We start from the raw sequence: 24,018 nt of genomic DNA, 5'->3' as shown, positions 1-24,018 counted from the left end.
GGGGCTCTCCCGGTTGTTCCGTCGTTGGAGTTTCCTTGCTAACTTATACCCGTATCAATCGTATTGCCTACTGTATGGGTAACCGTATCGGCGGGGAAAGGCCGGGTACACGGTGAATCACGAGGCCGATACGGCCGGCGCCGAGGGTTCGGTGACGGCGCGCCGGGATGGCGCGGTCTTGCGGATCACACTCGACCGCCCCGCCCGGCGTAACGCGTTGACCCACTTGATGATCGAGGCTTTGGTCGACGCGTTGACCGGTGCCGCCGCCGACGATTCGCTGCGCGCGATTCACATCGGCGGGGCCGGGGACGACTTCTGCGCCGGCGCCGATTGGGTCGCCGCCAACGATCCCGGCGGGCAACGTCCGCGCGCCGGCGATCTGGTGCGGCGGATCCCCCTCGCCGCCCACCGCGTGATCGAACTCGTGACGAGCGTCCAGCTGCCGGTGGTCTGCAGCGTGCGGGGCTGGGCGGTGGGGTTCGGCTGCAATCTCGCGCTGGCCGCCGACTTCGCCGTGGCCGCCGAGGATGCGGTGTTCTGGGAACCGTTCGTGGACCGCGGCTTCAGTCCCGATTCGGGCTCCACCTGGTTGCTGCCGAGGCTGGTCGGTGTGGCGCGGGCCAGGCGGATGCTGTTGCTCGGCGAGAAAGTGGGCGCGACGGATGCGGCCGACTGGGGCCTGATCCACCAGGCGGTCCCGGGGCCCGACCTCAACGACACCGCCGGGAAGCTGGTGGAGCGGCTGGCGGGCGGTCCCACGGCGGCGATCGGGCTGGCCAAGCAGGCGCTGGGTTTCGGCCAGCACGCGACGCTGGGCCAGGCCATGACGCAGGAGCTGTTCAATCTGGAACTCTCTTGCCGGACGGGCGATTTCAAAGAGGGACTGGAAGCGTTTCGGCAACGACGCGCACCGAGATTTGAGGGCCGATGACCATGCCGACGTTCGACACCATCACATACGAACTCGACGGCCATACCGCCACCATCACGCTGAACCGCCCGGAGGCCCTCAACGCGCTCAGCCCGCACATGATCACCGAACTCCGCGCCGCCTACGACGAGGCCGAGAACGACGACAAGGTGTGGCTGTTGATCGTCACCGGCACCGGCCGCGCGTTCTGCACAGGCGCCGACGTCAAAGAGATCCCCGAAGACGGCAAGGTGATCTACGAGCGGCCGTACCTGTCGACGTATGACCAGTGGGAGGCCCCGCAGGAGGGCACTCCCCCGTTTCGCACTATGGCCAAGCCGGTGCTGACCGCCGTCAACGGATTGTGCTGCGGCGCCGGCATGGATTGGGTCACGACCACGGACATCGTCATCGCCTCCGAGCAGGCGACCTTTTTCGATCCGCACGTCAGCATCGGGCTGGTGGCCGGACGGGAACTGGTGCGGATATCCCGGGTGTTGCCCCGCTCGATCGCCCTGCGGATGGCCCTGATGGGCAAGCACGAACGGATGAGCGCGCAACGCGCCTACGAGCTCGGGTTGATCAGCGAAATCGTCGAGCACGACCGCCTGCTGGACCGGGCCCGCGAGATCGCCGACGTCGTGAACTCCAATGCACCGCTGGCGGTCCGGGGAACCCGGCTGGCCATCCTCAAGGGCCTGAACGTGCCGCTGCACGAGGCGGAGATACTCGCCGAAACCTTTCGCGAGCGCGTGCTGCGGACGGAGGACGCTCAGGAAGGCCCGAGGGCCTTCGTCGAAAAACGTCAACCAAATTGGAAATGCCGGTGAGTGCAGCGCGTTTCGAGACGATCCTCCTCGACGTCGACGCGGGCGATCACGTCGCGACCATCACGCTCAATCGGCCCGAGCGGCTCAACGCGTTCGACCGCACCATGTGCGAGGAGATGGCCCGGGCCTGGCAGGCGGTCAAACTCGACGAGTCGGTGCACGCCGTGGTGCTGCGGGCGGCCGGCGACCGAGCGTTTTGCGCCGGGCTCGACGTCAAGACGCCGTACGGCCAACCCGAAAACGTCTGGAATCACGAGGATCCGGGCGAAGCGCTCAGCCCCAAGTGGCAGAAGATGTGGAAGCCGGTGGTGTGCGCCGTTCAGGGCATGTGCACCGCCGGGGCGTTCTATTTCCTCAACGAATCGGACGTGGTCATCTGCTCGCAGGACGCGACGTTTTTCGACTCCCACGTTTCGGCCGGGCTGGTGTGCGCGCTGGAGCCCATCGGCCTGATGCGGCGCGTCGGGCTGGGCGAGACGTTGCGGATGGCGCTGATGGGCAACGACGAACGGGTGTGCGCCGACACCGCGCTGCGGATCGGATTGGTGACGGAGGTGGTCCCCGCCGACCGGCTGTGGCACCGCGCCCACGAAATCGCCGCGACGATCGCCGCCAAGCCGCCGTCGGCGACCCAGGGCACCGTGAAGGCGATCTGGGAATCGCTGGACAAGCCCTACCGCGCCGCCATGGAGCAGGGACTCATCTATACGCGGCTGGGCAACCCGCTCGGCACCGCCGAACTGGCCGCCCGGCAAGGCGGGGTCGGTGCGCACGAACCGAAGATCCGCTGATGCCTCTGCACCCGCTCGGTCGGCGCATCGCGGACGTGCTCGAACTGCGGCCGGACGCGCACGCGATCGAGTATGAGGGGCAATGGATCTCGTGGCGGCGGGTGGGCGACGCGGCCCGGAGCATCGCGTCCCTGGCCGGTGCAAGCGGCAGCGTCGGGATGCTGCTGCGCAACCGGCCCGGCCAGGTGGCGGCCTTCCTCGGGGTGCTGCTGGGCGGCGGAACCGTCGTCGCCATCAACCCCGCCCGCGGCGACGAGCGCACCCGGGCCGACATCGCCGCGCTGCGGCTGCCGCTGATCATCGGCGAGGCCGACGACCTGGCCACGCTGGTTCCGCCGGGGACCGCGACGCTGGAGATTTCGGCGTCCCTGGACGGCGTTCCCGCCTGCGGGAGCGAGGGATCCGCCGCACAGCCGGGCGTGGCGGTGCGGATGCTGACCAGCGGAACGACCGGTCCGCCCAAACGGATCGACCTGAGCTACGACATGCTGGCCCGCAGCGTCATGGGCCCCGACCCCGGCGTCGCGGCGGCGCCCACGGAGCTGCGGCGCGGCGTCGCGATCGTCAACTCGCCGCTGGTGCATATCGGCGGCGTGTTCCGCGTCCTGCAATGCATCGCCGAGGCCAGACCCTTTGTGCTGCTGGAGCGATTCGAGCTCGGGGCGTGGGCCGACGCGGTGCGCAGGCACCGGCCCCGCACCGTGTCGCTGGTGCCGGCCGCGCTGCGGACGGTGCTGCACTCCGATCTCACGCGGGCCGACCTGGAAAGCATCCGCGCCGTCACGTGCGGCACGGCCCCGCTTTCGGCCGACGATGCCGACGCCTTCACCGACAAGTTCGGCATCCCGGTGCTGACCTCCTATGCCGCAACGGAATTCGGCGGCGGTGTCGCCGGCTGGACCCTCGCGGACCACCGGGAACACTGGCAAGCCAAGCGCGGCAGCGTCGGCCGGGCCAACCCGGGCGCGCAGCTTCGGGTGGTCGACGACGAGGGCGCGACCCTCGGGCCCGACCGGGTGGGCCTGCTCGAGGTCAAGCCGGGACAACTCGGCCCGGCGGCGAACTGGATGCGGACCACGGATCTGGCGCGCATCGACGCCGACGGCTTCGTCTGGATCGTCGGGCGGGCCGACCAGGCGATCATCCGCGGCGGGTTCAAGGTGATGCCCGACGAGGTGCGCGTGGCGCTGGAGGGTCACCCCGCGGTGGCGGGCGCGGCCGTGGTCGGGCGGCCCGATCGACGCCTCGGCGAGACGCCCGTCGCGATGGTGCAGCTGCGCGAGGCCGCCTCCGCGGATGTCGACACGCTGGTGGACTACCTGCGAACCCGACTGGCCCGGTACGAAATCCCGGCCGAGATCGCGATCGTCGACGCCATCCCCCGGAGCCCCTCCGGCAAACCCGATCTCGCAGCGGTCCGGCTCTTCTTCGGCGGCGCCTCGGAAATCACAGCCCAGCGCGACCATGCCCGGTGACCCGCTCACGGTTGCGGAAACCCTGCGATGTCAAGCCCGTTCGCGCGGCGACCACCCGCTGCTGGTCTGCGACGACGACCGCCTCGGCTACGCCCAGGCGGACCGGCGTTCGGCGGAGCTGGCCCGCGCACTGATCGCTCGCGGGGCGGGCAAGGGCACCCACGTGGGGTTGCTCTACCCGAACGGCGCCGGGTTCGTCGTCGGGATGCTCGCGGCGGCGCGCATCGGCGCGGTGGTGATCCCGTTCTCCACGTTCGTCACCGCCGCCGAGATGCGCCAGCAGCTGGTGGACAGCGACACCGAAATCCTGTTGGCCACGCCATCGTTTCGCTCCCACGACTACGTGCGGCGACTGGCGAAGGTGCTGGAGCATGCCGAGCTGGATGGCGACGACCGACTGTTCGTCACCGCCACACCACAATTGCGCCGCGTCATCGTCGACGCCGAACGGGCGTGCCGGCTCGCGCCGGGCGTCGATCCCGCACTGCTGGCGGCGATGGAGGACGACGTCGACGGTTGTGATCCGCTGGCCATCGTCTACACGTCGGGCTCCACCAGCACCCCGAAGGGGGTGGTGCACACGCACGCCGCGCTGCTCGCCCATCAGCGCAACCTCAACGAGATCCGCGGCCTGACCGCATCCGACAGGTTGTTCTGCAATTCACCGTTCTTCTGGATCGGCGGCTTCGCGTTCGGCCTGCTCGCCACGTTGGTCGCCGGGTCGACACTGGTGTGCTCGAACGCCACCGACGCGGGCCGCACGCTCGACCTGCTGGAACGCGAAAGGCCCACCATCACCAACGGTTTCGCCGCCGGCATCGCTCACCTGGCGGACCACCCGAGCTTTCCAGGGCGAGACCTGTCGTCGATGCGTCGGGGTAATTTGTACCCGATCATGGCGCCCGGCGCGCGACCGGCCGATCCGGAGCTGCGGCACAACATGCTGGGGCTGACCGAGGCCGGCAGCGTGGTGCTGGTCAGCGGCGACGAATCCGACCAACCCGAAAGCCGTCGCGGCTCCTTCGGCAGGCCGGCGCCGGGATTCGACACCATGATTGTGGGCCGGGACGAGTCGGGCGTCGGCGAGCTGTGCATCCGCGGGCCGTACGTGATGCAGGGGTATTACCAGCGCAGCCGCGAGGAGTGCTTCGACGCCGACGGCTGGTTTCACACCGGCGATTTGGTGCGCGAGGACGCCGACGGGTTCTTCTACTTCGTCGGCCGGCTCAGCGGGATGATCAAGACGGCGGGTGCCAACGTCTCGCCGGCCGAGGTTGAGCAGGCCATCGCAAAGGCGGGCGGCGTGGTCGCCCACGTCGTCGCGATTCCGGACACCCGGCGCGGGGAGCTGGTGGCGGCCGTCGTGGTGGTGCCCGACGACCAGGGCGCGTTCGACGAGGCGGCGTTGCGCGAGCGGCTCAGGGAGACGCTGTCCGCGTACAAGATTCCCAGGCGGATCGTGGCTTTACCCGCCGCCGACGTGCCGCTGCTGTCCAGCGGAAAGGTCGACCTGCAGCGACTGAGGAAGCTGTTCGATGCCTGAGCGCACCGTCGACGAACTGGTTCGTTCCAGGGCCGCGCGGCACGGCGCCAAGCCGATGGTGATCGACCCGGCGGCCCGAATCGGCTATCGCGAACTCGACACCACCACAAGAGATCTGGCCACGGTCTTCGTCGACGCCGGCGTCGGCAAGGGCACCCGCGTCGGGCTGATCATGCCCAACGGCGCCCGCTGGGTGCAGGTGGCGATCGCGCTGGCCCGCATCGGCGCCGTGCTGGTCCCATTGAGCACGCTGCTACAAGCCGGCGAACTGGTGGCGCAGCTGCGGACCGCGTCCGTCCAATTCCTGCTCAGCGTCGAGGAGTTCCGCGGTCACCGCTACCTGGACGACCTGCAGTCCGTGCCGGCGCTGGACTTTCCCGCCCTGCGCCGGGTCTGGCCGGCCGACGAGCTGGCGCGGGCCACCCCCGGCGAGAAGGCCCGGCGGATCGTCGACGCCCTGGCCGAGACGGTCACCCCCGCCGACCCGTTGGTCGTCATGTTCACCTCGGGCAGCAGCGGAACCCCCAAGGGGGTCATCCACTCCCACGGCAACGCGTTGGGCGCGGTGCGCGCGGGCCTTGCCGCGCGCTGCATCACGCCCGACACCCGCCTGTATCTGCCGATGCCGTTCTTCTGGGTGGGTGGCTACGGCAGCGGGATCCTGTCCGCACTGCTGGCCGGCGCCACCCTGGTAACGGAGGAAATACCGCGGTCCGAGACCACCCTGCGGCTACTGGAAGCCGAGCGGGTCACGCTGTTTCGCGGCTGGCCCGACCAGGCCGAGGCGCTGGCGCGGCACGCCGACACCGTCGGCGCCGACCTGTCGGCGTTGCGGCCGGGCAGCCTCGAGGCCCTGCTCCCGACCGAACAGCGGGCCCAACCCGGCGCCCGGGCCACGCTGTTCGGCATGACGGAGGCCTTCGGGCCGTACTGCGGGTACGCCGCCGACACCGACATGCCGCCGTCGGCGTGGGGCAGCTGCGGGAAACCCTTTTCCGGCATGGAGGTCCGCATCGTCGGCACCGACGGCCGACCGTCACCCCCGGGATCCGTTGGGGAGATCCAGATCCGGGGACCACACACGCTGCGCGGCATCTGCCGGCGCAGCCGCGAGGAGCTGTTCACCCCCGACGGCTTCTACCCCACCGGCGACCTCGGTCACCTCGACCACGACGGGTTCCTGTTCTACCACGGCCGGTGCGACGACATGTTCAAGGTCAGCGGCGCCACCGTCTACCCCGGCGAGGTGGAGCGGGCGCTGCGCACCATCGATGGCGTCGGCAATGCCTACGTCACCAATGTGCCGGGCCGTCAGGGCGAGCGGGTGGGCGCGGCGGTGGTATGCGACGGCGCGTTGACCGCTGGCCAGCTGCGTGTGGCGGCCCGAAAGTTGTTGAGTGCGTTCAAGGTCCCGGCGGTCTGGTTGGTGCTGGACTCCGACGATGATGTGCCGCGCGGCGCCACTGGCAAGGTCGACGTTCGGCGGCTGCGCGAGATGTTGATGACGGCGAATCGAACCGGGGAGCGGGCTTAGCGATGGCCGGAATGGGCGAGCAACCCGCCAAGGATTTCGTACCGGCAGCGCCACAGCTATGGACGTACGACGTCCTGAGCTTCCTGCTGACCCGCGCGCGCCACTGGCGCCCGGCGCTGCTGAAGCAAGTGGCACCCGCGCGGGGCGACGTCATCGCCGACATCGGGTGCGGAACGGGCACGCAACTGCGATTGCTGGCGCGGGCCTGCCCAACGGCTAGATTGATCGGAATCGATCCCGACGACGCGATCCGCCGGCGCGCTCGCGCGAAGCTTGCCGGGGTGGGGACGCCGGTGGAGCTGCTGGCCGGTTTCGCGCGTGACAGCGCCGACTTGCTGCGCGGTCGTCGCGTCACAAAGGTGCTGTCCTCGTTGATGTTTCATCAAGTCCCGCTGGCGGAGAAGCGCTCCGGACTGGCGTCGATGTACGCGGCGCTCGCGGTGGGCGGCAGCTTGCATGTCGCGGACTATGGCTTGCAGCGCACGCCGAAGATGCGCAGTCGGTTCCGAATGGTCCAGAAGGGCGACGGCTTCGACAACACCGAGCCGAACGCTCAAGGCGTGCTGCCCGAGCTGATGACCGACGTCGGGTTTGAGGATGTCCAGGAGACGCGCGTCTTCGAGACGCTCAGCGGATCTATCTCCATCTATCGCGCCGTCCGTCGGCAGGCTTAGGGGACCCGCGTCCAGGGTTGGCAGTTCTGCGACTCGAAGGCCTTGACCGAAGAGTTGATGTTCGCGAACATCGGGCCGATCGAGGTGTTCGTCTGGAGCACATGGTCCTTGTTCGCGTCGGGCGTGCTGTAGGTGAACCACGAACACATCGAATCCTGGGTGGGCACGTTATTGATCCACACTCCGAAGGCCGACCCCGAACCGCCTGTGTGGTACAGGCCCGGCGCGATGTCAGGCCCTACCACAAAAACACCGTTGCCGGGAATCGGATCGAGCGGGTCGGCGACCGCCGGCGGCGCAAGGGCGATCGCCACCACGGATGCAACGAACAGTGCCGATGCGCAAATAGTTCGGGGCACGTTTCCTCGCTCTATGTTGTTGCCCCCTCCGATCGCAGCCTATGCCCAGACGTGCCCTGGCAACAACAGCTAACCCGAGGTCGGATGGCTCCCGTCGACCACGACCCCGCGCGCGGCGAGGTGCTCGATCAGCGGCACCGCGCCGGCGGCGAGGTGCTGCGACATCGCCGCCCGCGCGAGCTCGTCGTCGTGTTTTTTGAGCGCGGACAGGATCCGCCGATGATCCCTCATCGACTGCTCCGGCCAGCCTTCGATCGCGGGAAACACCGATTCCGGTGCGTAACGGGTGATCTGCGACATCAGCTGCGCGAGTTTGGGCGAATCCGCGGCGACATTGATGGCCCGGTGAAACTCGTGGTTGAGGCGGACGGTCCTGTCGTTGTCGGCGCCGGCATAGGCTTCTTCGAGCTCCGCCTGGATCTGTTTGAGTTCGCGCAGTTGGTCGTCGGTGATGTTGACCGCGGCCCGTGCGGCGAGCTCCCCGCCAACGTAGCCCTGCACGTTCGCCACGTCGGCGACGTCGCGCCCGGTCACCGGCAACACCACAAAGCCGCGGTGCGGCTGCTGGGCGATCAAGCCTTCGGCGCGCAGCGCGAACAGCGCCTCACGCACCGGTGTGACGCTGATCCCCAGCTCCGCCGCCAGTTGATCCAGCCGGATGTAGGACCCCGCGGCGTAGCCGCCATCGAAGATCCTGGTGCGGATCAGGCGCGCGACGTCGTCGGAAAGTTGGGTTCGCGCGGCGAAATCCGGAACGGTCATCGCGTCACACCTGATACTCGGCGAGCAGTCGCTTGCTGATGATCGACTTCTGGATTTCGCTGGTCCCCTCGCCGATGAGCAGGAATGGGGCGTCGCGCATCAGCCGTTCGATCTCGTATTCCTTGGAGTAGCCGTAGCCGCCGTGGATCCGGAAGCTCTGCTGGGTGACCTCGGAGCAATATTCACTGGCAAGGTATTTGGCCATTCCGGCGGCGACGTCGTTGCGCTCACCGGAATCTTTCAGTCGCGCCGCATTCACCATCATCAGATGCGCCGCTTCCACTTTGGTCGCCATCTCGGCCAACTGGAACGCGATGGCCTGGTGCTCGGCGATCGGCTTGCCGAAGGTGTGCCGCTGCTGGGCGTACCGCACGGCGAGCTCGAAGGCGCGGACGCCGATGCCGCACGCCCGGGCCGAGACGTTGACCCGGCCGACCTCGATGCCGTCCATCATCTGGAAGAAGCCCTGACCCGGTGTGCCGCCGAGGACGTCGTCGGCGCCGGCCCGGTAGCCGTCGAAGATGAGCTCGGTGGTGTCGATGCCCTTGTAGCCCAGCTTGTCGATCTTGCCGGGTATCACCAGGCCGGGCACGACTTCGCCGAACCCGGTCGGCTTTTCGACGAGGAACGCGGTGAGGTTGCGGTGCGGCTTGTCGGCGCCCTCGTCGGTGCGCACCAACACGGCGATCAGCGTCGAACTGCCGCCGTTGGTCAGCCACATCTTCTGGCCGTTGATCGTGTAGTTGCCATCCGGGTCGCGCACGGCCCGGGTCCGGATCGCGGCGACGTCGGAGCCCAGCTCCGGCTCGGACATGGAGAACGCGCCGCGGGACTCGCCGGTCGCCATCCGCGGCAGGAACCGTTGCTTCTGGGCGTCGGTGCCGTGCTGGCGCAGCATGTACGCCACGATGAAATGCGTGTTGAGCACCCCGGATACGCTCATCCACCCGCGCGCCAGCTCCTCGACGCACAGCGCGTAGGTCAACAGCGACTCCCCCAGCCCGCCGTACTCCTGGGGGATCATCAGGCCGAACAAGCCCATTTCGCGCATCTGGTCGACGATGTGCTGGGGGTAGGTGTCGCCGCGTTCGAGTTCCGGCGCGTTGGGGATGACTTCCTTGTCGACGAATTGCCGCACCGTGGCGATGATCTCGGTCTGGAAGTCGGTCAGGCCGAGGGTCTGGGCGAGTTTGGTCATGCGCTGACTTCTCCTATCGTCCGTGCGCTCGTCAGGCGCGCGATGTCCGCGGGCGTCAGGCCCAGACGTTGGGTGAGCACGTCGGCGGTGTCTTGCCCCAGCGCGGGCGCGGGCGCACCGGCGGGGTGGGCGCCGTCGAACGCCGCCGGCAAGCCGGGGGCCCAGTACTCCCCGACGCCGGGCTGGTGCAGCCGGGAGAACAGCGGATTGGCGGTCACCTTCGGGCCCGCCGCGACGTCGGCGAAGGTGCTGTACCGCTCGAACAGCACGGTGGTGCCCGACAGCGCGGCGGTGACCTCGTCGCCCGTGTGGTCGGCGAACCAGGTGGCGAACAGTCCCGACAGCGCGTCGCGATAGCGATAGCGGTCGCCCTCCGACCCGAAGTCCACGCCCAGCGCCCCCTCGAGCGCCGACACCGCGGCGCCCGTGCCGGTCACGTCGACGAGGTCGCGAAAGTGCCTGCGCGTCAAGGTGACCACCATGAAAGCGGCACCGTCCCGGCTGGTGAAGTCCTGGCCGTACTGGCCGTAGATGGCATTGCCCAGCCGTTGTCGCTGCGTCCCGTTGACCTGAGGCTCGGTCAGCAGCCCGAGATTTCCCGCCGTGGCCAGCGCCACGTCCTCCAGCGCCAGGCTGACGCGTGCGCCGACGCCGGCCCGGTCGCGGTGGCGGACGGCGGTGACCACGGCGAGCGCCGCGTACAGGCCGCAACACACGTCCCACGCGGGCAGCACGTGGTTGATCGGGCCGGCATGCCCGGCCGGACCGGTGACGAGCGGGTACCCGACGCCGGCGTTGACGGTGTAATCCACCGCCGTGGATCCGTCGCCGCGCCCGAGCAACTGGACGTGGATGACGTCGGAACGCTTGGCGGCCAGCACGTCATGGCTCAGCCAGGACAGGCCGGCGGCGTTGGTGACGACGACGCCGTCGCCCTCGACGATGAGGCGCTGGACGAGCTGCTGGCCCTCGGTCGAACGCTGATCGATGGTGGCCGAACGCTTTCCCTTGTTCAGCCCGGTCCAGTAGATCGACCCACCGCCCGCGGCCAGCGGCCATCGGTGGACGTCGGAGGCCCCGCCGATCGGGTCGACGCGAATCACCTGCGCGCCGAGCTGACCCAGCGTCATGCCGCACAGCGGTGCCGCGACGAAGCTGGATACCTCGACGACGGTGAGGCCGCTCAGGGGGCCGGTCACGCCGGGGCAACCCGTTCGAAGATCGCGGCAAGCCCCTGGCCGCCGCCGATGCACATGGTCTCCAACCCGTAGCGCGCCTGGCGGCGGCCCAGTTCGCGGGCCAGGGTGGCCAGCATCCTCCCACCGGTCGCCCCGACGGGATGCCCCAGCGAGATCCCCGACCCGTGCACGTTGGTCCGGTCATGGTCGGCGGCGCCGAAATTCCATTCCCGCATCACCGCAAGCGCCTGTGCCGCGAAGGCTTCGTTGAGCTCGATCAGGTCGACGTCGGAAAGGCGCAGGCCAGCCTTGGCGAGCGCGACCTCGGTCGCGGGAACCGGGCCGATGCCCATGATGTTCGGGGCCACGCCGGCCGAACCCCAGGACACCAAGCGGACCAACGGCGTCAGCCCCAATTCGCCTGCCTTCTCCGGCGTGGTCACCACGCACATCGACGCGGCGTCGTTCTGCCCGCTGGCGTTGCCGGCCGTGACGGTCGCCTCCGGATCCTCGCCCAGCAGAACGGGTTTGAGCTTGCTCAGCGACTCCACCGAGGTGTCGGCGCGCGGATGCTCGTCGGTGTCGATCAGTTCTTCGCCCTGGCGGGTGCGCACCGCGACTCCGATGATCTCCTCGGCCATGATGCCGTCCTTCTGCGCGGCCACCGCGCGCTGATGCGAGCGCACCGCGAGCTCGTCTTGCTCGAGACGCGAAATGCCGTACTGGCGGCGCAGATTCTCGGCGGTCTCCAGCATCCCGCCCGGCACCGGGTAGTGCCGGCCACCGGCGGTCGTGCGGCCCCGCGCGAGCCCGTCGTGCACCCGGACGCCGCTACGGGCTCCGCCCCAGCGCATGTCGGTGGAATAGAAGGCGACGTTGCTCATGCTTTCGCAGCCGCCGGCGATGACGACGTCGTTGTCGCCGTTGCCGACTTGCAGGCACGCCTGGATCACCGCCTGCAGCCCCGACCCGCAGCGCCGGTCGACCTGCATCCCCGGAACCGTCACCGGCAGGCCGGAATCCAGCGCGACGACGCGCCCGATCGCGGGCGCCTCGCTGCTGGGGTAGCAGTGGCCGAGGATGACGTCCTCGACCGCCTCGGGCGAAATGCCGGTCCGCGCCAGCAGCCCCTGGAGGGCGGCAACGCCGAGGTCGACGGCGGTCAGCGACTTGAACATTCCGCCGTAGCGGCCAATCGGCGTGCGTACGGGCTCGCAGATGACGGTTTCGCGCATTGCCCCTTCTCCGTTCAGATCCGGTCAGATGTGCCGGCCGCCGGTAACTTCCATCACGGTGCCGGTCATGTAGGAGGACAGGTCGGAGGCCAAGAACAGCGCGACGCCGGCGACTTCGCTGGGCTCACCGGCGCGACCCATCGGGATCTCGGCCACCTTCTCGTCCCAAATGCGTTGCGGCATGGCTTCCGTCATGGCCGAGCGAATCAGGCCGGGGGCGATCGCGTTGACCCGGACGCCCAGGTACGCAAGCTCTTTGGCCGCGGCCTTGGTCATCCCGACGATTCCGGCCTTGGCCGCCGAATAGTTGGTCTGGCCGATCATGCCGACCTTGCCCGACACCGACGACATGTTCACGATGGCGCCGCGCTTGTTTTCGCGCATGACCGCCGCCGCCAACCGGATGCCGTTCCAGGTTCCCTTCAGGTGCACGTCGATGACCTGATCGAACTGCTCCTCGGTCATCTTGCGCATCGTCGCGTCGCGGGTGATTCCGGCGTTGTTGACCATGATGTCGAGGCCGCCGAAACGCTCGATGGCGGTCTGGATCAAGGCTTCGACCTCGGCCGCCTGCGTGACGTCGCAGCGCTGCGCCAGCGCGACCTCGCTGCCGCCCAATTCTTTGGCCGCGACCTCGGTGGCCTCCAGGTTGAGGTCACCGAGCACCACCCGCGCGCCCTCGGCGACGAATCGCTGGGCGATGGCGAAGCCCAGCCCTTGTGCACCTCCCGTGACGACCGCCGTCTGACCGTTCAGCAACGACACCTGAATCACGCCTCCCTTGGGTTCGCTTGCGTCGTGGGGTACCCGACGGTCGAATATCATATTTCATATAGGATCGCTTCCGGCGCCGGGTGGGTGAACCCGAGCGATGAGTGCCACAGAGGAGCGTCCGCATGACCACCGCCGAAGTCCAGGAAGTCCCCGACGAGGACTTCCGGGACATCCTTGCCCAGACCCGCCACTTCGTGCGGACCGCCGTCGTCCCGCGCGAGCAGGAGATCCTGACCGACGACCGGGTGCCGGACGATCTGCGCGACCAGGCCAAGAAGATGGGCCTGTTCGGGTACGCGATCCCGCAGCGGTGGGGCGGGCTGGGCCTGAACCTTGTCCAAGACGTCGAGCTGGCAATGGAATTGGGCTACACCTCGCTGGCCGTTCGGTCGATGTTCGGCACCAACAACGGCATCGCCGGACAGGTCCTCGTCGGGTTCGGCACCGACGGGCAAAAGCGCCGCTGGCTGGAGTCGATGGCCTCCGGCGAGGTCGTCGCCTCGTTCGCGCTGACCGAACCCGGCGCGGGGTCGAACCCGGCCGGCCTGCGAACCAAGGCCGTCCGCGACGGCGACCAGTGGGTGATCTCCGGTGACAAGCGCTTCATCACCAACGCGCCCGTCGCCGACCTGTTCGTGGTGTTCGCGCGCACCCGGCCGGCCGACGACCAGGGCCCGGGGATCGCCGTCTTTTTGGTGCCGGCGGACGCCGCGGGCGTTCAGGTGGGCGCGAAGGACGCGAAGATGGGCCAGGAGGGCGCGTGGACTGCCGACGTCGGCTTCAACGACGTCCGCGTCGGGAGCGACGCGCTGATCGGCGGCAGCGAGGACATCGGCTACCGGGCGGCGATGACCTCCCTCGCGCGCGGCCGGGTTCACATCGCCGCCCTCGCGGTGGGCGCCGCCCAGCGCGCCCTCGACGAGTCCGTGGCGTACGCCGCCACGGCGACCCAGGGCGGGACGCCGATCGGCGGCTTTCAGTTGGTGCAGGCGATGCTCGCCGACCAGCAGACCGGGGTGCTGGCCGGTCGGGCGCTGGTGCGCGACGCCGCGCGGCTGTGGGTCACCAATTCCGACCGCCGGGTGGCGCCGTCGGCGGCCAAGCTGTTTTGCACCGAAATGGCCGGAAAGGTCGCCGATCTCGCGGTGCAGATCCACGGCGGGAGCGGCTACATGCACGGCGTCCCCGTCGAGCGCATCTACCGCGATGTGCGCCTGCTGCGGTTGTACGAGGGCACCAGCGAGATCCAGCGCCTGATCATCGGGTCGAATCTGGTGAAGGCGGCGCAGCGATGAGCGGCCGGCTTGAAGGAAGGGTCGCGTTCATCACGGGCGCGGCGCGCGGCCAGGGCCGGGCGCACGCCGTTCGGATGGCTTGGGAGGGTGCCGACATCATCGCCGTCGACATCGCGGGCAAGCTCCCGTCGTGCGTCCCCTACGATTCGGCCACACCCGACGACCTCGCCGAGACCGTCCGCCTGGTCGAAGGGACGGGCCGTCGAATCTTGGCCACGGCGACCGACGTTCGTGACTTCGACGAACTTCGCCGGGTGGTCGACGCGGGAGTCGCCGCGCTCGGGCGATTGGACATCATCGTCGCCAACGCCGGCGTCGCCGCCCCGCAGGCCTGGAACGAGATCACGCCGGAGAACTTCCGCGACGTCATGGACATCAACGTGACCGGCACCTGGAACACCGTGATGGCCGGCGCGGACAAGATCATCGAAGGCGGCCGCGGTGGGTCGATCATCCTGATCAGTTCCGCGGCCGGGATGAAGATGCAGCCGTTCATGGTGCACTACACCGCCAGCAAGCACGCCGTCGCCGGGATGGCCCGCGCCTTCGCCGCCGAGTTGGGCAAGCATTCGATCCGGGTCAACAGCGTGCATCCGGGGCCGGTGAACACGCCGATGGGCACGGGCGACATGGTCGCCGCGGTGGGCAAAGCGGTGGAGACCAACCCGCAGTTGTCCAACATGCTCACGCCGTTCCTGCCCGACTGGGCCGCCGAGCCGGAGGAGATCGCCGATACCGTGTGCTGGCTGGCCAGCGACGAGTCGCGCAAGATCACCGCCGCCCGGATCCCGGTGGACCAGGGCTCGACGCAATACTGATCGGCCGTCGGCGGGAATAGCCCTTAGCGACCGGCGTTTCTAGCCGGCATGAAAGCTTTCAGCGAAACCGAACGCCAGCAGTTCCTCAGCGATAAGCACGTCGGCGTCCTGTCCGTCGCCGCCGAGGGCCGTCCGCCGGCCAGCGTCCCGATCTGGTACGACTACACACCCGGCGGCAACATCCGGATCATGACCGGGTCCTCCAGCCGCAAGGCCCGGCTCATCGAGCGGACCGGTGCGGTGACGCTGGTGGTCCAGCGCGAGGAGCCGCCGTATCAGTACGTGGTGGTCGAGGGGAGCGTCGTCGACACCACCACTCCCGCCCCGCCGGAACTGCAGGAGGCCATCGCGATCCGTTACCTCGGCGAGGAAGGCGGCAGCGCGTTCGTCAGCAGCATGGAGGGCGTCGAGGAGGTGCTCTTCACCATCCGGCCCGACAGGTGGTTGTCCGCCGACTTCACCGGCGACCTCTAGGCGATGAGCTCCAGCGTGCCCAGCTCGCGGATGGCCTGACAGCCGCGGCCGAGCATGGCCAGCACCATGTCGTCGCCGCGCTCGGTGGCGGCCGCGAACGCGAACCCCAGCGCCGAGATCAGCGGCGCCTGCATGACCCCGAGCCGGTAGTCACGCCAACAGGTTTCCCGGTCGTAGCCGGTGACCCCGAAGCGCGACAGCTCCCGGTGATAGGCGGCGACGAGCTCTTCTTCGATGGTGGCCCGCAGTTGCGGATTCAGGCTGGTGGCTGTGAAGTAGGCGAGATCCCTGGCGGGCAGGCCCACGCCGAGGGTCTGCCAGTCGACCACGCTGACCCGGGTTCGGTCCGGGTCGAACAGCATGTTGTCCAGCCGGTAGTCGCCGTGCAGCAAGGCAAAGCGGTCGTACTCGGCCAGCAGCCACGGTGCCACCAAACCCATTGCCGCACTGAAGGTGTCGCGGTCCTCGGGGATCATTCGATCGCCCAGCTTCTCGAGCGTGATGCCGGCGCTCATCTTCGCCACCTCGCCCATGCCGTTGGCCCCGGCTTCGTCCGGCCGTCCAAAGGCGATGCCTTCGAAATCCAGCCAGACCGGATCACACCAACTGGGCGCGTGCAGGCCGGCCAGGGCGGTCACCGCCAGGTGCGCTTCGGCTTCGCCGCAGCCGGCGAGCTGATCGCCCTGCACCGCCGGCGCTTGATCGGCGAGCAGGAGAGCGAAATCCATTGCGTCCTGGCTGATCTCGCAGTAGAAGCATTCCGGCGTCGGCACCTGCACCCGTTCGGCCACCGATGAATAGAACGCGCATTCGCTGCGGTACCCGATGACAACGCGGTCGCGCACGGTGTCGTCCTGGGCCGGCAGCTTGATCACAAAGGTCTGCGGCAGGTTGCCCGGATCCGTCGCATACCTGGCCGTCACACGGTAGGTCGCGCCGGTCTGGCCGGTGCCGATGGCCGCCACCTCGACGCTGGAGACCTCGACGGCTGCGCCGCGGCCGGTGAGCGCTGCCGAAAGCCATTCGGGGGTCACGTCGCCGGGATACCGCGGAATCGACACCACAGCACCCATACGCACGCCTCCAGCATTCCCGACGGTGAACTGACCGCCTCACTGTAAGGCATACGGCAAGCGTCGCCGTCGACCATGCCGAGTTACTCGGCGGCGATCCGCCATTCCGCGGCATCGTGCTGCTGTCGCCAGAATTCGTCGAAACGCCCGCCAGCGGCGAGCAGTTCGTCGACGGTGCCGTCCTCGACCACGCGCCCGTTGTCCAGGAACAGCACTCGGTCGGCGTGCCGAATGCTGGCCAGGCGGTGGGCGACGATGACCCGGGTGCGCGCCCGCGGGTCGGCGGTGAGCGCGTCGACCACCGCCGCCTCGTTCTCGGTGTCCAGGGCGCTGGTCGCCTCGTCGACCAGCAGGATCGGCGCGTCTTTGAGCAAGGCGCGCGCGATGCTGACCCGTTGTCGTTCGCCGCCGGACAGCGTCGACCCGGCCTCGCCGACGATCGCGTCGGCGCCGTCGGGCAGCCGGCCGGTGAGTTCGTCGACCCGCGCCAGTGCGACCGCACGCTCGAATTGCGCCTGGCCGGCGGACGGGTTTCCGGCGTAGACGTTCTCGCGGATGGTCCCGTGGAACAGGTACGGGTGCTGGAACACGACGCTGGCGGCCCCGCGCCGCGCCTCGGCATCCAGCGTCGCCGCGTCGACGCCGTCGATGAGCACCCGGCCACGGGTCGGTTCGTGCAGGCCCGCGATCAGCGCCAGCGCCGTGCTCTTGCCCGAGCCGGAGGGGCCGACGATCGCCGTCGCGCTCCCCGGCCGCAACGAGAAGCTGACGCCGTCGAGCACCGGCTGGGTGGAGTCCCCGTAGGCGAAGGTGACGTCGTCGAACTCGACGCGCGGGGCCGACGCGCGGTCCGGCAGCGTCGCGACGCCGGCCTTCAGGACCGGCGCGGTGAGCACGCAACGGATGCGGTCCAGCGTCGCGCGGGTGCTCTCCAGCGCAGGGGCCAGTTCGCTGATGGTGGTGAACGGCTCGAGGTAGCGGGCGATCACGACGATCAGCGCGATGGCCTCCGGGACGGTGAGCGTGCCGCCGATGGTCAGCGCCGTCGTCGCCCCCGCCAGCAGGATCAGGGCCAGCTGGCTGGCCAGGCTGAACAGCAGCTGGCCCGGCACCTGCATGGACAGCAACCGCATCGTCGCGCCGCGCTGCGCGGCCAGCGCGTCGCCGACCAGACTGCGGGCCGGTTCGACGCGGCGCGCGGCGCGCAACGCCTGCTGGGTGCGGGCGAACTCGATGATGCGCTCGGTGAGCGCGGTATTGGCCGCGGCGGCGGCGCCGTCGGCGCGGCGCGCGAGCCGCGCGGACGCCCACAGCGCGCCCAGCAGCAGCGGCACGCCGCCCAGGGCGGCCGCGCCGAGCTGCCAGGACACCGGCAGCAGCGCGAGCGCGATGGCCGCCGGCAGCAGGATCGCGGTGGCCAGCGGCGTCAGCAGGTTGACCACCAGGCCGACGAGTTCGGGTCCGGTTGCGGCGATGGCTTGCCGTGCAGTGGCGGTGTTGTCGGCGGTGAACCAATCGAGCCGGACGTCCGGAAGCCGGTCGGCCACGTCGTGCTGGCTGTGGTCGAGCACGGCGAAGCCCAGGTCGAAGCCGATGCGCGCGGTGGCGGTGTCGATCACCCAGCCGGTCACGGTCGCGGCGGTGAGCCAGCCCACCCACACCAGCGCGCGGTGCGGCGCGGCGAACAGCGCGCCCACCAGCGGCACCAGCAGCACCGTGGCGAGCGCCCGCACCGCCACCGAGGTCAGGGCGAGCGCGGTGTAGGCGATCACCTTGCCGCGCCGGTCGGGCGGGACGAGCCCGATCCAGGTCCTGATCATCGCGCAACCTCCGGGGCCGCGGCCGCCGGCACCCGGCCGGTGTCCCACAGCCGCCGGTAGCGTCCGTCCGCGGCCAGCAACTCGTCGTGGGTGCCGCGTTCGGCGATCCGGCCATGGTCGAGCACGACGATCTGGTCGGCTTTGGTGACGGTGTGCAGGCGATGGGCGATGACCAGAACGGTGCGCTCCCGGGTGAGCCGGTTGAGGGCTTGCTGCACAAGGTATTCCGATTCCGGGTCGGCGAACGCGGTCGCCTCGTCGAGGATCAGAACCCGGGTGTCGGCGAGGATGGCGCGGGCGATGGTCAGCCGCTGGCGTTCGCCGCCCGACAGTCCGGCGCCGGCGCCCAGCACGGTGTCGTAACCCTCCGGCAGTCGCATGATGCGGTCGTGGATTTGCGCCTGGCGCGCCGCGGCCTCGATTCGTTCGGCGGTGGCGTCCGGCACGGCCAGCGCGATGTTCTGCGCGACGGTGCCGTGCACGAGCTGCGTCTCCTGCAGCACGAAACCGACCCGCGTGTAGAGTTCGTCGGCCGTCAGCGATCGAATGTCCTGCCCGCCAACGCGTATCGCGCCCCGCTCGACGTCGTGGAACCGGGCGAGCAGTGCGGCCAGCGTCGACTTCCCGGAGCCCGACGGTCCGACGAGCGCGGTGACGGTGCCGGGCCGCAACGTCAGCGACACGTCCTGGATCACCGGTACGCCGGGGCGATAGCCGAAGCTGACCCGATCGAACACCACCGTGGCCCCGGCGTCGGCGTTCGGCGCTTCGGCCTGCCGCGTTTCGAGGTCGGGCTCGTCGAGGGTGTTCTGCAGCCGGCGGGCGGCCAGCGTCCCGGCGCGGATGCCGCCCAGACCGTAGGCGATGCCGAGCAAGCGCGCGCCGAAGGTGGTGCCCAGCAACAGGAATGGCAACAGGTTGACCGGATCCATCCGGCCGGTGACAACCAGGAGGGTGCCCGTGAGCGCGATGAGCCACAGGAACGTCGCGGGGCGGGTGGCCAGATCCATCAGCGTTTTCTTGCCGGCCAGGGGCCGCTGCCAGGCCACCAGGAAACCGACGTATTCGTCGAGGCGGCGGCGGAAGCTGGACGCCGCGGCGCCGCCGAAGACGCGAATCACCGGCTGTCCCTCGAGATACGCGCCGGCTTCCCCGCTCATCCTCTCCGCCCAGCGCTGCGATTGGGGGATGCGCGGGCCGGACTGGATCGTGATGGACGACGTCAGCACCAGGTAGACCAGGACGGGCAGGAACAGGACCAGCGCCACGCGCCAGTCGACGACGAACAGATAGACCAGCACCGCCACCGGGGCGACGGCCGCGGCGGCCGCGTCCGGTATGGCGTGGGTGACCAGATAGTGCAGCGACAACGTGTCGTCCTGCAGCAGCTGCTTGATCGACCCCGATCCGCGGGCGGTGAACCAGCCCAGCGGCAACCGGGAGAGCTTCGTCAAAAGCCGTGCGCGCAAGTCGTTCGCGAAACGCGCATCGATGACGTGCAGCCACAGCGTCAGGGCGGCGCCGAGAACGGTGCCGGCGCCGAGCAGGGTGACGGCCGCGATGCCCACCGCCCACAGGCGGGGGGCGGGGGCGCCCGCCACCAGCAGCCGGGCCAGCTCGACCAGCAGCACGAACGGCGCCAGCTGCAGCAGCGTGATCACGGCCTGCAGCACGCCGGAGAGGATCAGCGCCGACCGCAGCGGCGCGAGCAACCGGCCCGCCGCCTGGGCGCGCCAGCTGCCCTTCGGGGGCGCCGAGGTCGTCGGTGTCGGCGGTTCGGGTTGCGGCGCAACGCTTTCCGGCTCGTCGCCGCGGCTGGTGCCCATCGCCCGTCCGGCGCTCCAATACGCCTGGGCGTGGATTTCGGACTTGGGGAACCCGAACTCGTCGCGGAGCCGGGTCCGGACCTGCTTGAGCGTGGTGGCCTCGGGCGTGGCCCAGGCGTACCAGTTCGACCAGTCCCGGCTCTCGATCGCCGCGGCCAGCGACCTCTCGTCGCGGCGCGCCACCCAATGCACCCGCAGCCGCGGGTGTTTCGCGAGCGGGATGAGCGTGTCGTTGTCATCGTGCTGCTCGAGGTACAACTCGATCGGGACGTCGTCGGGGACGGTTTCCACGATGCCGTTAATTCCGGGGATCGACGCCGAGTCGCCGATCAGCAGATAGCCGGCCGGCTGCTCCGCGGGCGGGTCGAAGCGCGACGAGCCCATCAGCGACATGGCCGCGATCGTCGCGCCGGGCTCGACGGTGCGCGCCCACGTCGACGCGGGGCCCGCCGGCTCGTGCAGCACGACGTCGACCGCGAAGCGGCCGGTGGCCGCGTCCGCCTCCGAGATCGTGTAGGCGCGCTGGAACTCGGTGCCCGAGCCCTCCGGGTCGGGAAACCAGAACCGCAGCCACGCCGCGGGCTCGGCCTCCGCGTCCTCGAACAGGGTGGGCGACTCCATCCGAATCCGCACGAAATGCGGGGCGATGCGGACGGTTTCGATCACCGTCGCCGTGTGGTCGCGGGCGCCGAAGCTGCGCAGCATCACGCCCTGGAAGCCGCGCGCCATCAGCGGTCGATCGGGCGTTCGGGCGAAATCACCACTGCATACCCAGCTGCATTCAGCACCCTCCGAGTAGGTAAGTCACCCCACAAACTAAGGGTTGCCTTACCAAAGGTCAACCTCGGGTGCCGACTCCCAGCCCGCCCGGACCACCTCCGCGCGTCGAGATCGACGAAACCGTGACCTCTACTCGAACTTTTTCGCGCTGGCGTCGATCTGGGCGGGTCTTCGCCAACCTGGGACCGCCGCCTACGCCGCCTGGCCGGATCCCCGCAACTCCCGCAACGCGGTGCGCAGGCCCCGCCGCTTGCCGGTCTCGGGGTCGACGAAGCTCTCGCGCAGACCGTCGCGCACGCGGAACTTCAGCTCCGAGCGCGTCTCGCGGGCGTCGTCGGGCGTCGCCTGCAGAAGTTTGTCGGGCAGGGCAAGTTTGAGAATCGTCCAGAACGTCTGTAGGTATTGGCGCCCAAGGGATCCCGTGGTGTACGGCAGGTCGTACTTGTCGCACAGCTCACGCACCCGCACGGCGATCTCCGCGTAGCGATTGCTCGGCAGGTCCGGGAAGAGGTGGTGTTCGATCTGGTAGCACAGATTGCCGCTGATGAACGCCATGAACGGCCCGGCGTTGAAGTTCGCCGACCCGAGCATCTGCCGCAGGTACCACTCCCCCTTCGTCTCGTTCTCGAACTCCTCGACGGTGAATTTCTCTGCGCCGTCGGGGAAGTGGCCGCAGAAGATGACCATGTATGCCCAGATGTTGCGGATCAGGTTGGCCGTCATGTTGGCCTTGATGGTGCGCTTCCAGTTCCGCCCGCTCAGCGCGGGGAAGATCACGTAGTCCTTGCCTTCCTGCTTGACCACCTTCTTGCCGATCACCCGCAGATCTTTGGCCGCCTCGGCCGAGCTCTTTTCCTTCTTGCGCAGCTTGGCCGACTCGATGTGGTGCAGGGCGACGCCGTACTGGAAGAACGTGCCCAGCAGCATGTTGTAGATCGGGTTGCCCAGCATCCAGGGTTCCCACGGTTCGTCGCGGGTCACGCGCATGATCCCGTAGCCCACGTCGGCGTCGAGCCCGACGACGTTGGTGTACTTGTGGTGGACGAAGTTGTGGGAATGCTTCCACTGCACGCTCGGGCAGGTGGTGTCCCACTCCCACTCCGTGGAGTGAATCTCCGGGTCGTTCATCCAGTCCCATTGGCCGTGGATGATGTTGTGGCCCAGCTCCATGTTCTCGATGATCTTCGCGCTCGCGAGCATGGCGGTGCCGCTGAGCCAGGCCAGCTTGTTGTGGCTGGCGAACAACGCGATTCGGCCGCCGACGGCCAACGCGCGCTGCAGTTGAATGGACCGGCGAATATAACGGGCGTCGCGCTCGCCGCGCGATTCCTCGATGTCGGCGCGGATCGCGTCCAGCTCCTGCGCGAGCTGATCGATGTCCTCGGTGGTCAGGTGCGCGTATGCCTTGATGTCGGTGATTGCCATGGGTCCCCCCTAGATTTTGATGGTGCAGTTTCCGGATGCCGTGGAAATGCAGGTCTGGATGCGATCGCCGGCGCCGTGTTCGGTCCCCGACCTGACGTCGCGCACATGCCCCTCCTCCAGCGGGAGCACGCACGTCTGGCAGATTCCCATCCGGCACCCGAAGGGCATCTGGATCCCCACCTGTTCGCCGGCCTCCATAATCGATGTGGCGCCGTCGATTTCGATGGTCTTATCGGATATGGCGAAGGTGACGGTGCCGCCTTCCCCGCCCTTGTCGGTAGCGGCGATGGTGAAGCGCTCCATGTGCAGCTGGTCGCTGCAGCCCGCCTCTTTCCATGCCTCCTCGGCGGCGTCCAGCAGGGAGTTCGGGCCGCACACCCAGGCCGGGCGCTCCCGCCAGTCGGCCACGATGTCGGCGAGGTGTTCGAAATCGATATGGCCCTGAGTTTTGGTGAGCTGCAAGTGAAGTCGGTAATCGGGCCGAGTCTTCTCCAGTTCGCGCAGCTCGTCGTGGAAGATCACATCGTCCGCGCTGGGCGCCGAGTGGATATGCGTGATGTCCGCCTGCTGGCCGCGCGACCTGAGGGTGCGCAGCATAGCCATCACCGGTGTGATGCCGCTGCCGGCGGTGATGAAGAGGATCTTCTGCGGCGGCGGGTCGGGCAGCGCGAAGTCTCCCTTGGGCGACGCCAACCGCACGATGGTGCCCGGTTTGACGCCATTGACCAGGTGGGTCGACAGAAAACCCTCCGGGGTGGCCTTGACGGTGATGGTGATGTTCTTGTTGTCCCGTCGCGGGATCGAGGTCAATGAATAGGAGCGCCAGTGCCACCGGCCGTCGATGCGTAGGCCGATGCCGACGTATTGGCCCGGCTGGTATTTGCCCGAGAAGCCCCAGCCGGGCTTGATCGTGACGGTCGCCGAGTCGGCCGTTTCGGGGCGCACGTCGACGATGCGGCCGCGCAACTCCCGCGCCGACCACAGCGGATTGAGCAGCTTGAGATAGTCGTCGGGCAGCAGCGGGGTGGTCGCGCGGGCGGCCAGCCCGCGCGGGACGTTCACCCACGATCGGGCGGTTTCCACGCCCTTCGCGGGCGCTGTGCTCCAACGGGTGAGGCTACGAAGCGGAGAACCCATAAGTCATCCCAGCGGTCTGATCGAGGTTTCTGTGGGCCGGTCGGCTCACGCTTCCCCATCGGCTTCCCAACCACCGCGCTCGATAAACACGTGTTCTCTGAGTC

At 68.9% G+C, this 24,018-nt stretch carries 21 protein-coding genes; 10 read left to right on the top strand and 11 right to left on the bottom strand.

All coding sequences use genetic code 11. The annotated features are described in order from the left end of the window. Positions 1-112 precede the first annotated feature (112 nt). The 7 genes from MTAB308_RS24790 to MTAB308_RS24760 are packed head-to-tail and all read left to right on the top strand — an operon-like array spanning position 113 to position 7,760. On the top strand, positions 113-934 hold the full coding sequence (locus tag MTAB308_RS24790; protein WP_077103021.1) for an enoyl-CoA hydratase/isomerase family protein: 822 nt from the start codon (positions 113-115) through the stop codon (positions 932-934). Then, positions 931-1,743 (top strand): enoyl-CoA hydratase/isomerase family protein, encoded by an 813-nt coding sequence (locus tag MTAB308_RS24785; protein ID WP_077103019.1) that lies wholly within the window; start codon positions 931-933, stop codon positions 1,741-1,743. The genes MTAB308_RS24790 and MTAB308_RS24785 overlap by 4 nt, the downstream gene beginning before the upstream one ends. Next, positions 1,734-2,534 (top strand): enoyl-CoA hydratase/isomerase family protein, encoded by an 801-nt coding sequence (locus MTAB308_RS24780; protein WP_077103017.1) that lies wholly within the window; start codon positions 1,734-1,736, stop codon positions 2,532-2,534. The genes MTAB308_RS24785 and MTAB308_RS24780 overlap by 10 nt, the downstream gene beginning before the upstream one ends. Then, positions 2,534-4,009 carry a class I adenylate-forming enzyme family protein gene (locus MTAB308_RS24775; RefSeq protein WP_077103015.1) on the top strand — a complete coding sequence of 492 codons (1,476 nt, stop codon included), beginning with the start codon at positions 2,534-2,536 and terminating at the stop codon, positions 4,007-4,009. Before MTAB308_RS24780 ends, MTAB308_RS24775 begins: the two co-directional genes overlap by 1 nt. Further along, a complete protein-coding gene (locus MTAB308_RS24770) occupies positions 3,999-5,552 on the top strand; it encodes a class I adenylate-forming enzyme family protein (protein WP_077103013.1) in 1,554 nt (517 codons plus the stop codon). The genes MTAB308_RS24775 and MTAB308_RS24770 overlap by 11 nt, the downstream gene beginning before the upstream one ends. Continuing rightward, on the top strand, positions 5,545-7,086 hold the full coding sequence (locus MTAB308_RS24765; protein ID WP_077103011.1) for a class I adenylate-forming enzyme family protein: 1,542 nt from the start codon (positions 5,545-5,547) through the stop codon (positions 7,084-7,086). Before MTAB308_RS24770 ends, MTAB308_RS24765 begins: the two co-directional genes overlap by 8 nt. Positions 7,087-7,097: 11 nt before the next feature. Continuing rightward, the gene (locus MTAB308_RS24760) at positions 7,098-7,760 is read left to right on the top strand and encodes a class I SAM-dependent methyltransferase (protein ID WP_077104760.1); all 663 of its coding nucleotides are present in this window, start codon (positions 7,098-7,100) and stop codon (positions 7,758-7,760) included. Here the strand turns inward: MTAB308_RS24760 and MTAB308_RS24755 are convergent. From MTAB308_RS24755 to fabG, 6 genes are all read right to left on the bottom strand, one after another. After that, a complete protein-coding gene (locus MTAB308_RS24755; protein WP_077103009.1) occupies positions 7,757-8,119 on the bottom strand; it encodes an Rv1352/Rv1906c domain-containing protein in 363 nt (120 codons plus the stop codon). The genes MTAB308_RS24760 and MTAB308_RS24755 overlap by 4 nt on opposite strands. Positions 8,120-8,188: 69 nt before the next feature. Continuing rightward, positions 8,189-8,881, bottom strand: coding sequence for a GntR family transcriptional regulator (locus tag MTAB308_RS24750; protein WP_077103007.1), 693 nt, complete (start codon positions 8,879-8,881; stop codon positions 8,189-8,191). Between the two features lie 4 nt (positions 8,882-8,885). Further along, the gene (locus tag MTAB308_RS24745) at positions 8,886-10,079 is read right to left on the bottom strand and encodes an acyl-CoA dehydrogenase family protein (RefSeq protein ID WP_077103005.1); all 1,194 of its coding nucleotides are present in this window, start codon (positions 10,077-10,079) and stop codon (positions 8,886-8,888) included. Continuing rightward, positions 10,076-11,278 (bottom strand): CoA transferase, encoded by a 1,203-nt coding sequence (locus MTAB308_RS24740; protein WP_077103003.1) that lies wholly within the window; start codon positions 11,276-11,278, stop codon positions 10,076-10,078. The genes MTAB308_RS24745 and MTAB308_RS24740 overlap by 4 nt, the downstream gene beginning before the upstream one ends. Then, on the bottom strand, positions 11,275-12,492 hold the full coding sequence (locus MTAB308_RS24735; protein WP_077103001.1) for an acetyl-CoA C-acetyltransferase: 1,218 nt from the start codon (positions 12,490-12,492) through the stop codon (positions 11,275-11,277). Before MTAB308_RS24735 ends, MTAB308_RS24740 begins: the two co-directional genes overlap by 4 nt. A 24-nt stretch (positions 12,493-12,516) precedes the next feature. Then, on the bottom strand, positions 12,517-13,266 hold the full coding sequence (gene fabG, locus MTAB308_RS24730) for a 3-oxoacyl-ACP reductase FabG (protein ID WP_077102999.1): 750 nt from the start codon (positions 13,264-13,266) through the stop codon (positions 12,517-12,519). A 122-nt stretch (positions 13,267-13,388) separates the two neighbouring features. Here fabG and MTAB308_RS24725 point away from each other — a divergent pair, with 122 nt between their 5' ends. Genes MTAB308_RS24725 through MTAB308_RS24715 form a run of 3 tightly spaced genes read left to right on the top strand, consistent with a single transcriptional unit; the run spans position 13,389 to position 15,853 of the window. After that, positions 13,389-14,561 carry an acyl-CoA dehydrogenase family protein gene (locus MTAB308_RS24725; protein ID WP_077102997.1) on the top strand — a complete coding sequence of 391 codons (1,173 nt, stop codon included), beginning with the start codon at positions 13,389-13,391 and terminating at the stop codon, positions 14,559-14,561. Further along, a complete protein-coding gene (locus MTAB308_RS24720) occupies positions 14,558-15,379 on the top strand; it encodes a mycofactocin-coupled SDR family oxidoreductase (RefSeq protein ID WP_077102995.1) in 822 nt (273 codons plus the stop codon). Before MTAB308_RS24725 ends, MTAB308_RS24720 begins: the two co-directional genes overlap by 4 nt. A gap of 48 nt (positions 15,380-15,427) precedes the next feature. Continuing rightward, positions 15,428-15,853, top strand: coding sequence for a pyridoxamine 5'-phosphate oxidase family protein (locus MTAB308_RS24715; RefSeq protein WP_077102993.1), 426 nt, complete (start codon positions 15,428-15,430; stop codon positions 15,851-15,853). On the opposite strand, the gene MTAB308_RS24710 is transcribed toward MTAB308_RS24715, so the two are convergent. From MTAB308_RS24710 to MTAB308_RS24690, 5 genes are all read right to left on the bottom strand, one after another. Then, a complete protein-coding gene (locus tag MTAB308_RS24710) occupies positions 15,850-16,926 on the bottom strand; it encodes a phosphotransferase family protein (RefSeq protein ID WP_077102991.1) in 1,077 nt (358 codons plus the stop codon). The two genes, MTAB308_RS24715 and MTAB308_RS24710, sit on opposite strands and share 4 nt — an antisense overlap. Before the next feature lie 83 nt (positions 16,927-17,009). Further along, on the bottom strand, positions 17,010-18,746 hold the full coding sequence (locus MTAB308_RS24705) for an ABC transporter ATP-binding protein (RefSeq protein WP_077104758.1): 1,737 nt from the start codon (positions 18,744-18,746) through the stop codon (positions 17,010-17,012). Then, a complete protein-coding gene (locus MTAB308_RS24700; protein ID WP_077102989.1) occupies positions 18,743-21,301 on the bottom strand; it encodes an ABC transporter ATP-binding protein/permease in 2,559 nt (852 codons plus the stop codon). The genes MTAB308_RS24705 and MTAB308_RS24700 overlap by 4 nt, the downstream gene beginning before the upstream one ends. Positions 21,302-21,544: 243 nt before the next feature. Next, positions 21,545-22,777: a fatty acid desaturase family protein gene (locus MTAB308_RS24695; protein ID WP_077102987.1), complete on the bottom strand. Its 1,233-nt coding sequence runs from the start codon at positions 22,775-22,777 to the stop codon at positions 21,545-21,547. Between the two features lie 9 nt (positions 22,778-22,786). Further along, on the bottom strand, positions 22,787-23,914 hold the full coding sequence (locus MTAB308_RS24690) for a ferredoxin reductase (RefSeq protein WP_077102985.1): 1,128 nt from the start codon (positions 23,912-23,914) through the stop codon (positions 22,787-22,789). Positions 23,915-24,018 lie beyond the last annotated feature (104 nt).

Source organism: Mycobacterium terramassiliense, from assembly GCF_900157385.1.
GTDB classification, from domain to species: domain Bacteria; phylum Actinomycetota; class Actinomycetes; order Mycobacteriales; family Mycobacteriaceae; genus Mycobacterium; species Mycobacterium terramassiliense.
The sequence above is the reverse complement of the archived record's forward strand: the minus strand, read 5'-3'. Positions and strand labels throughout refer to the sequence as shown.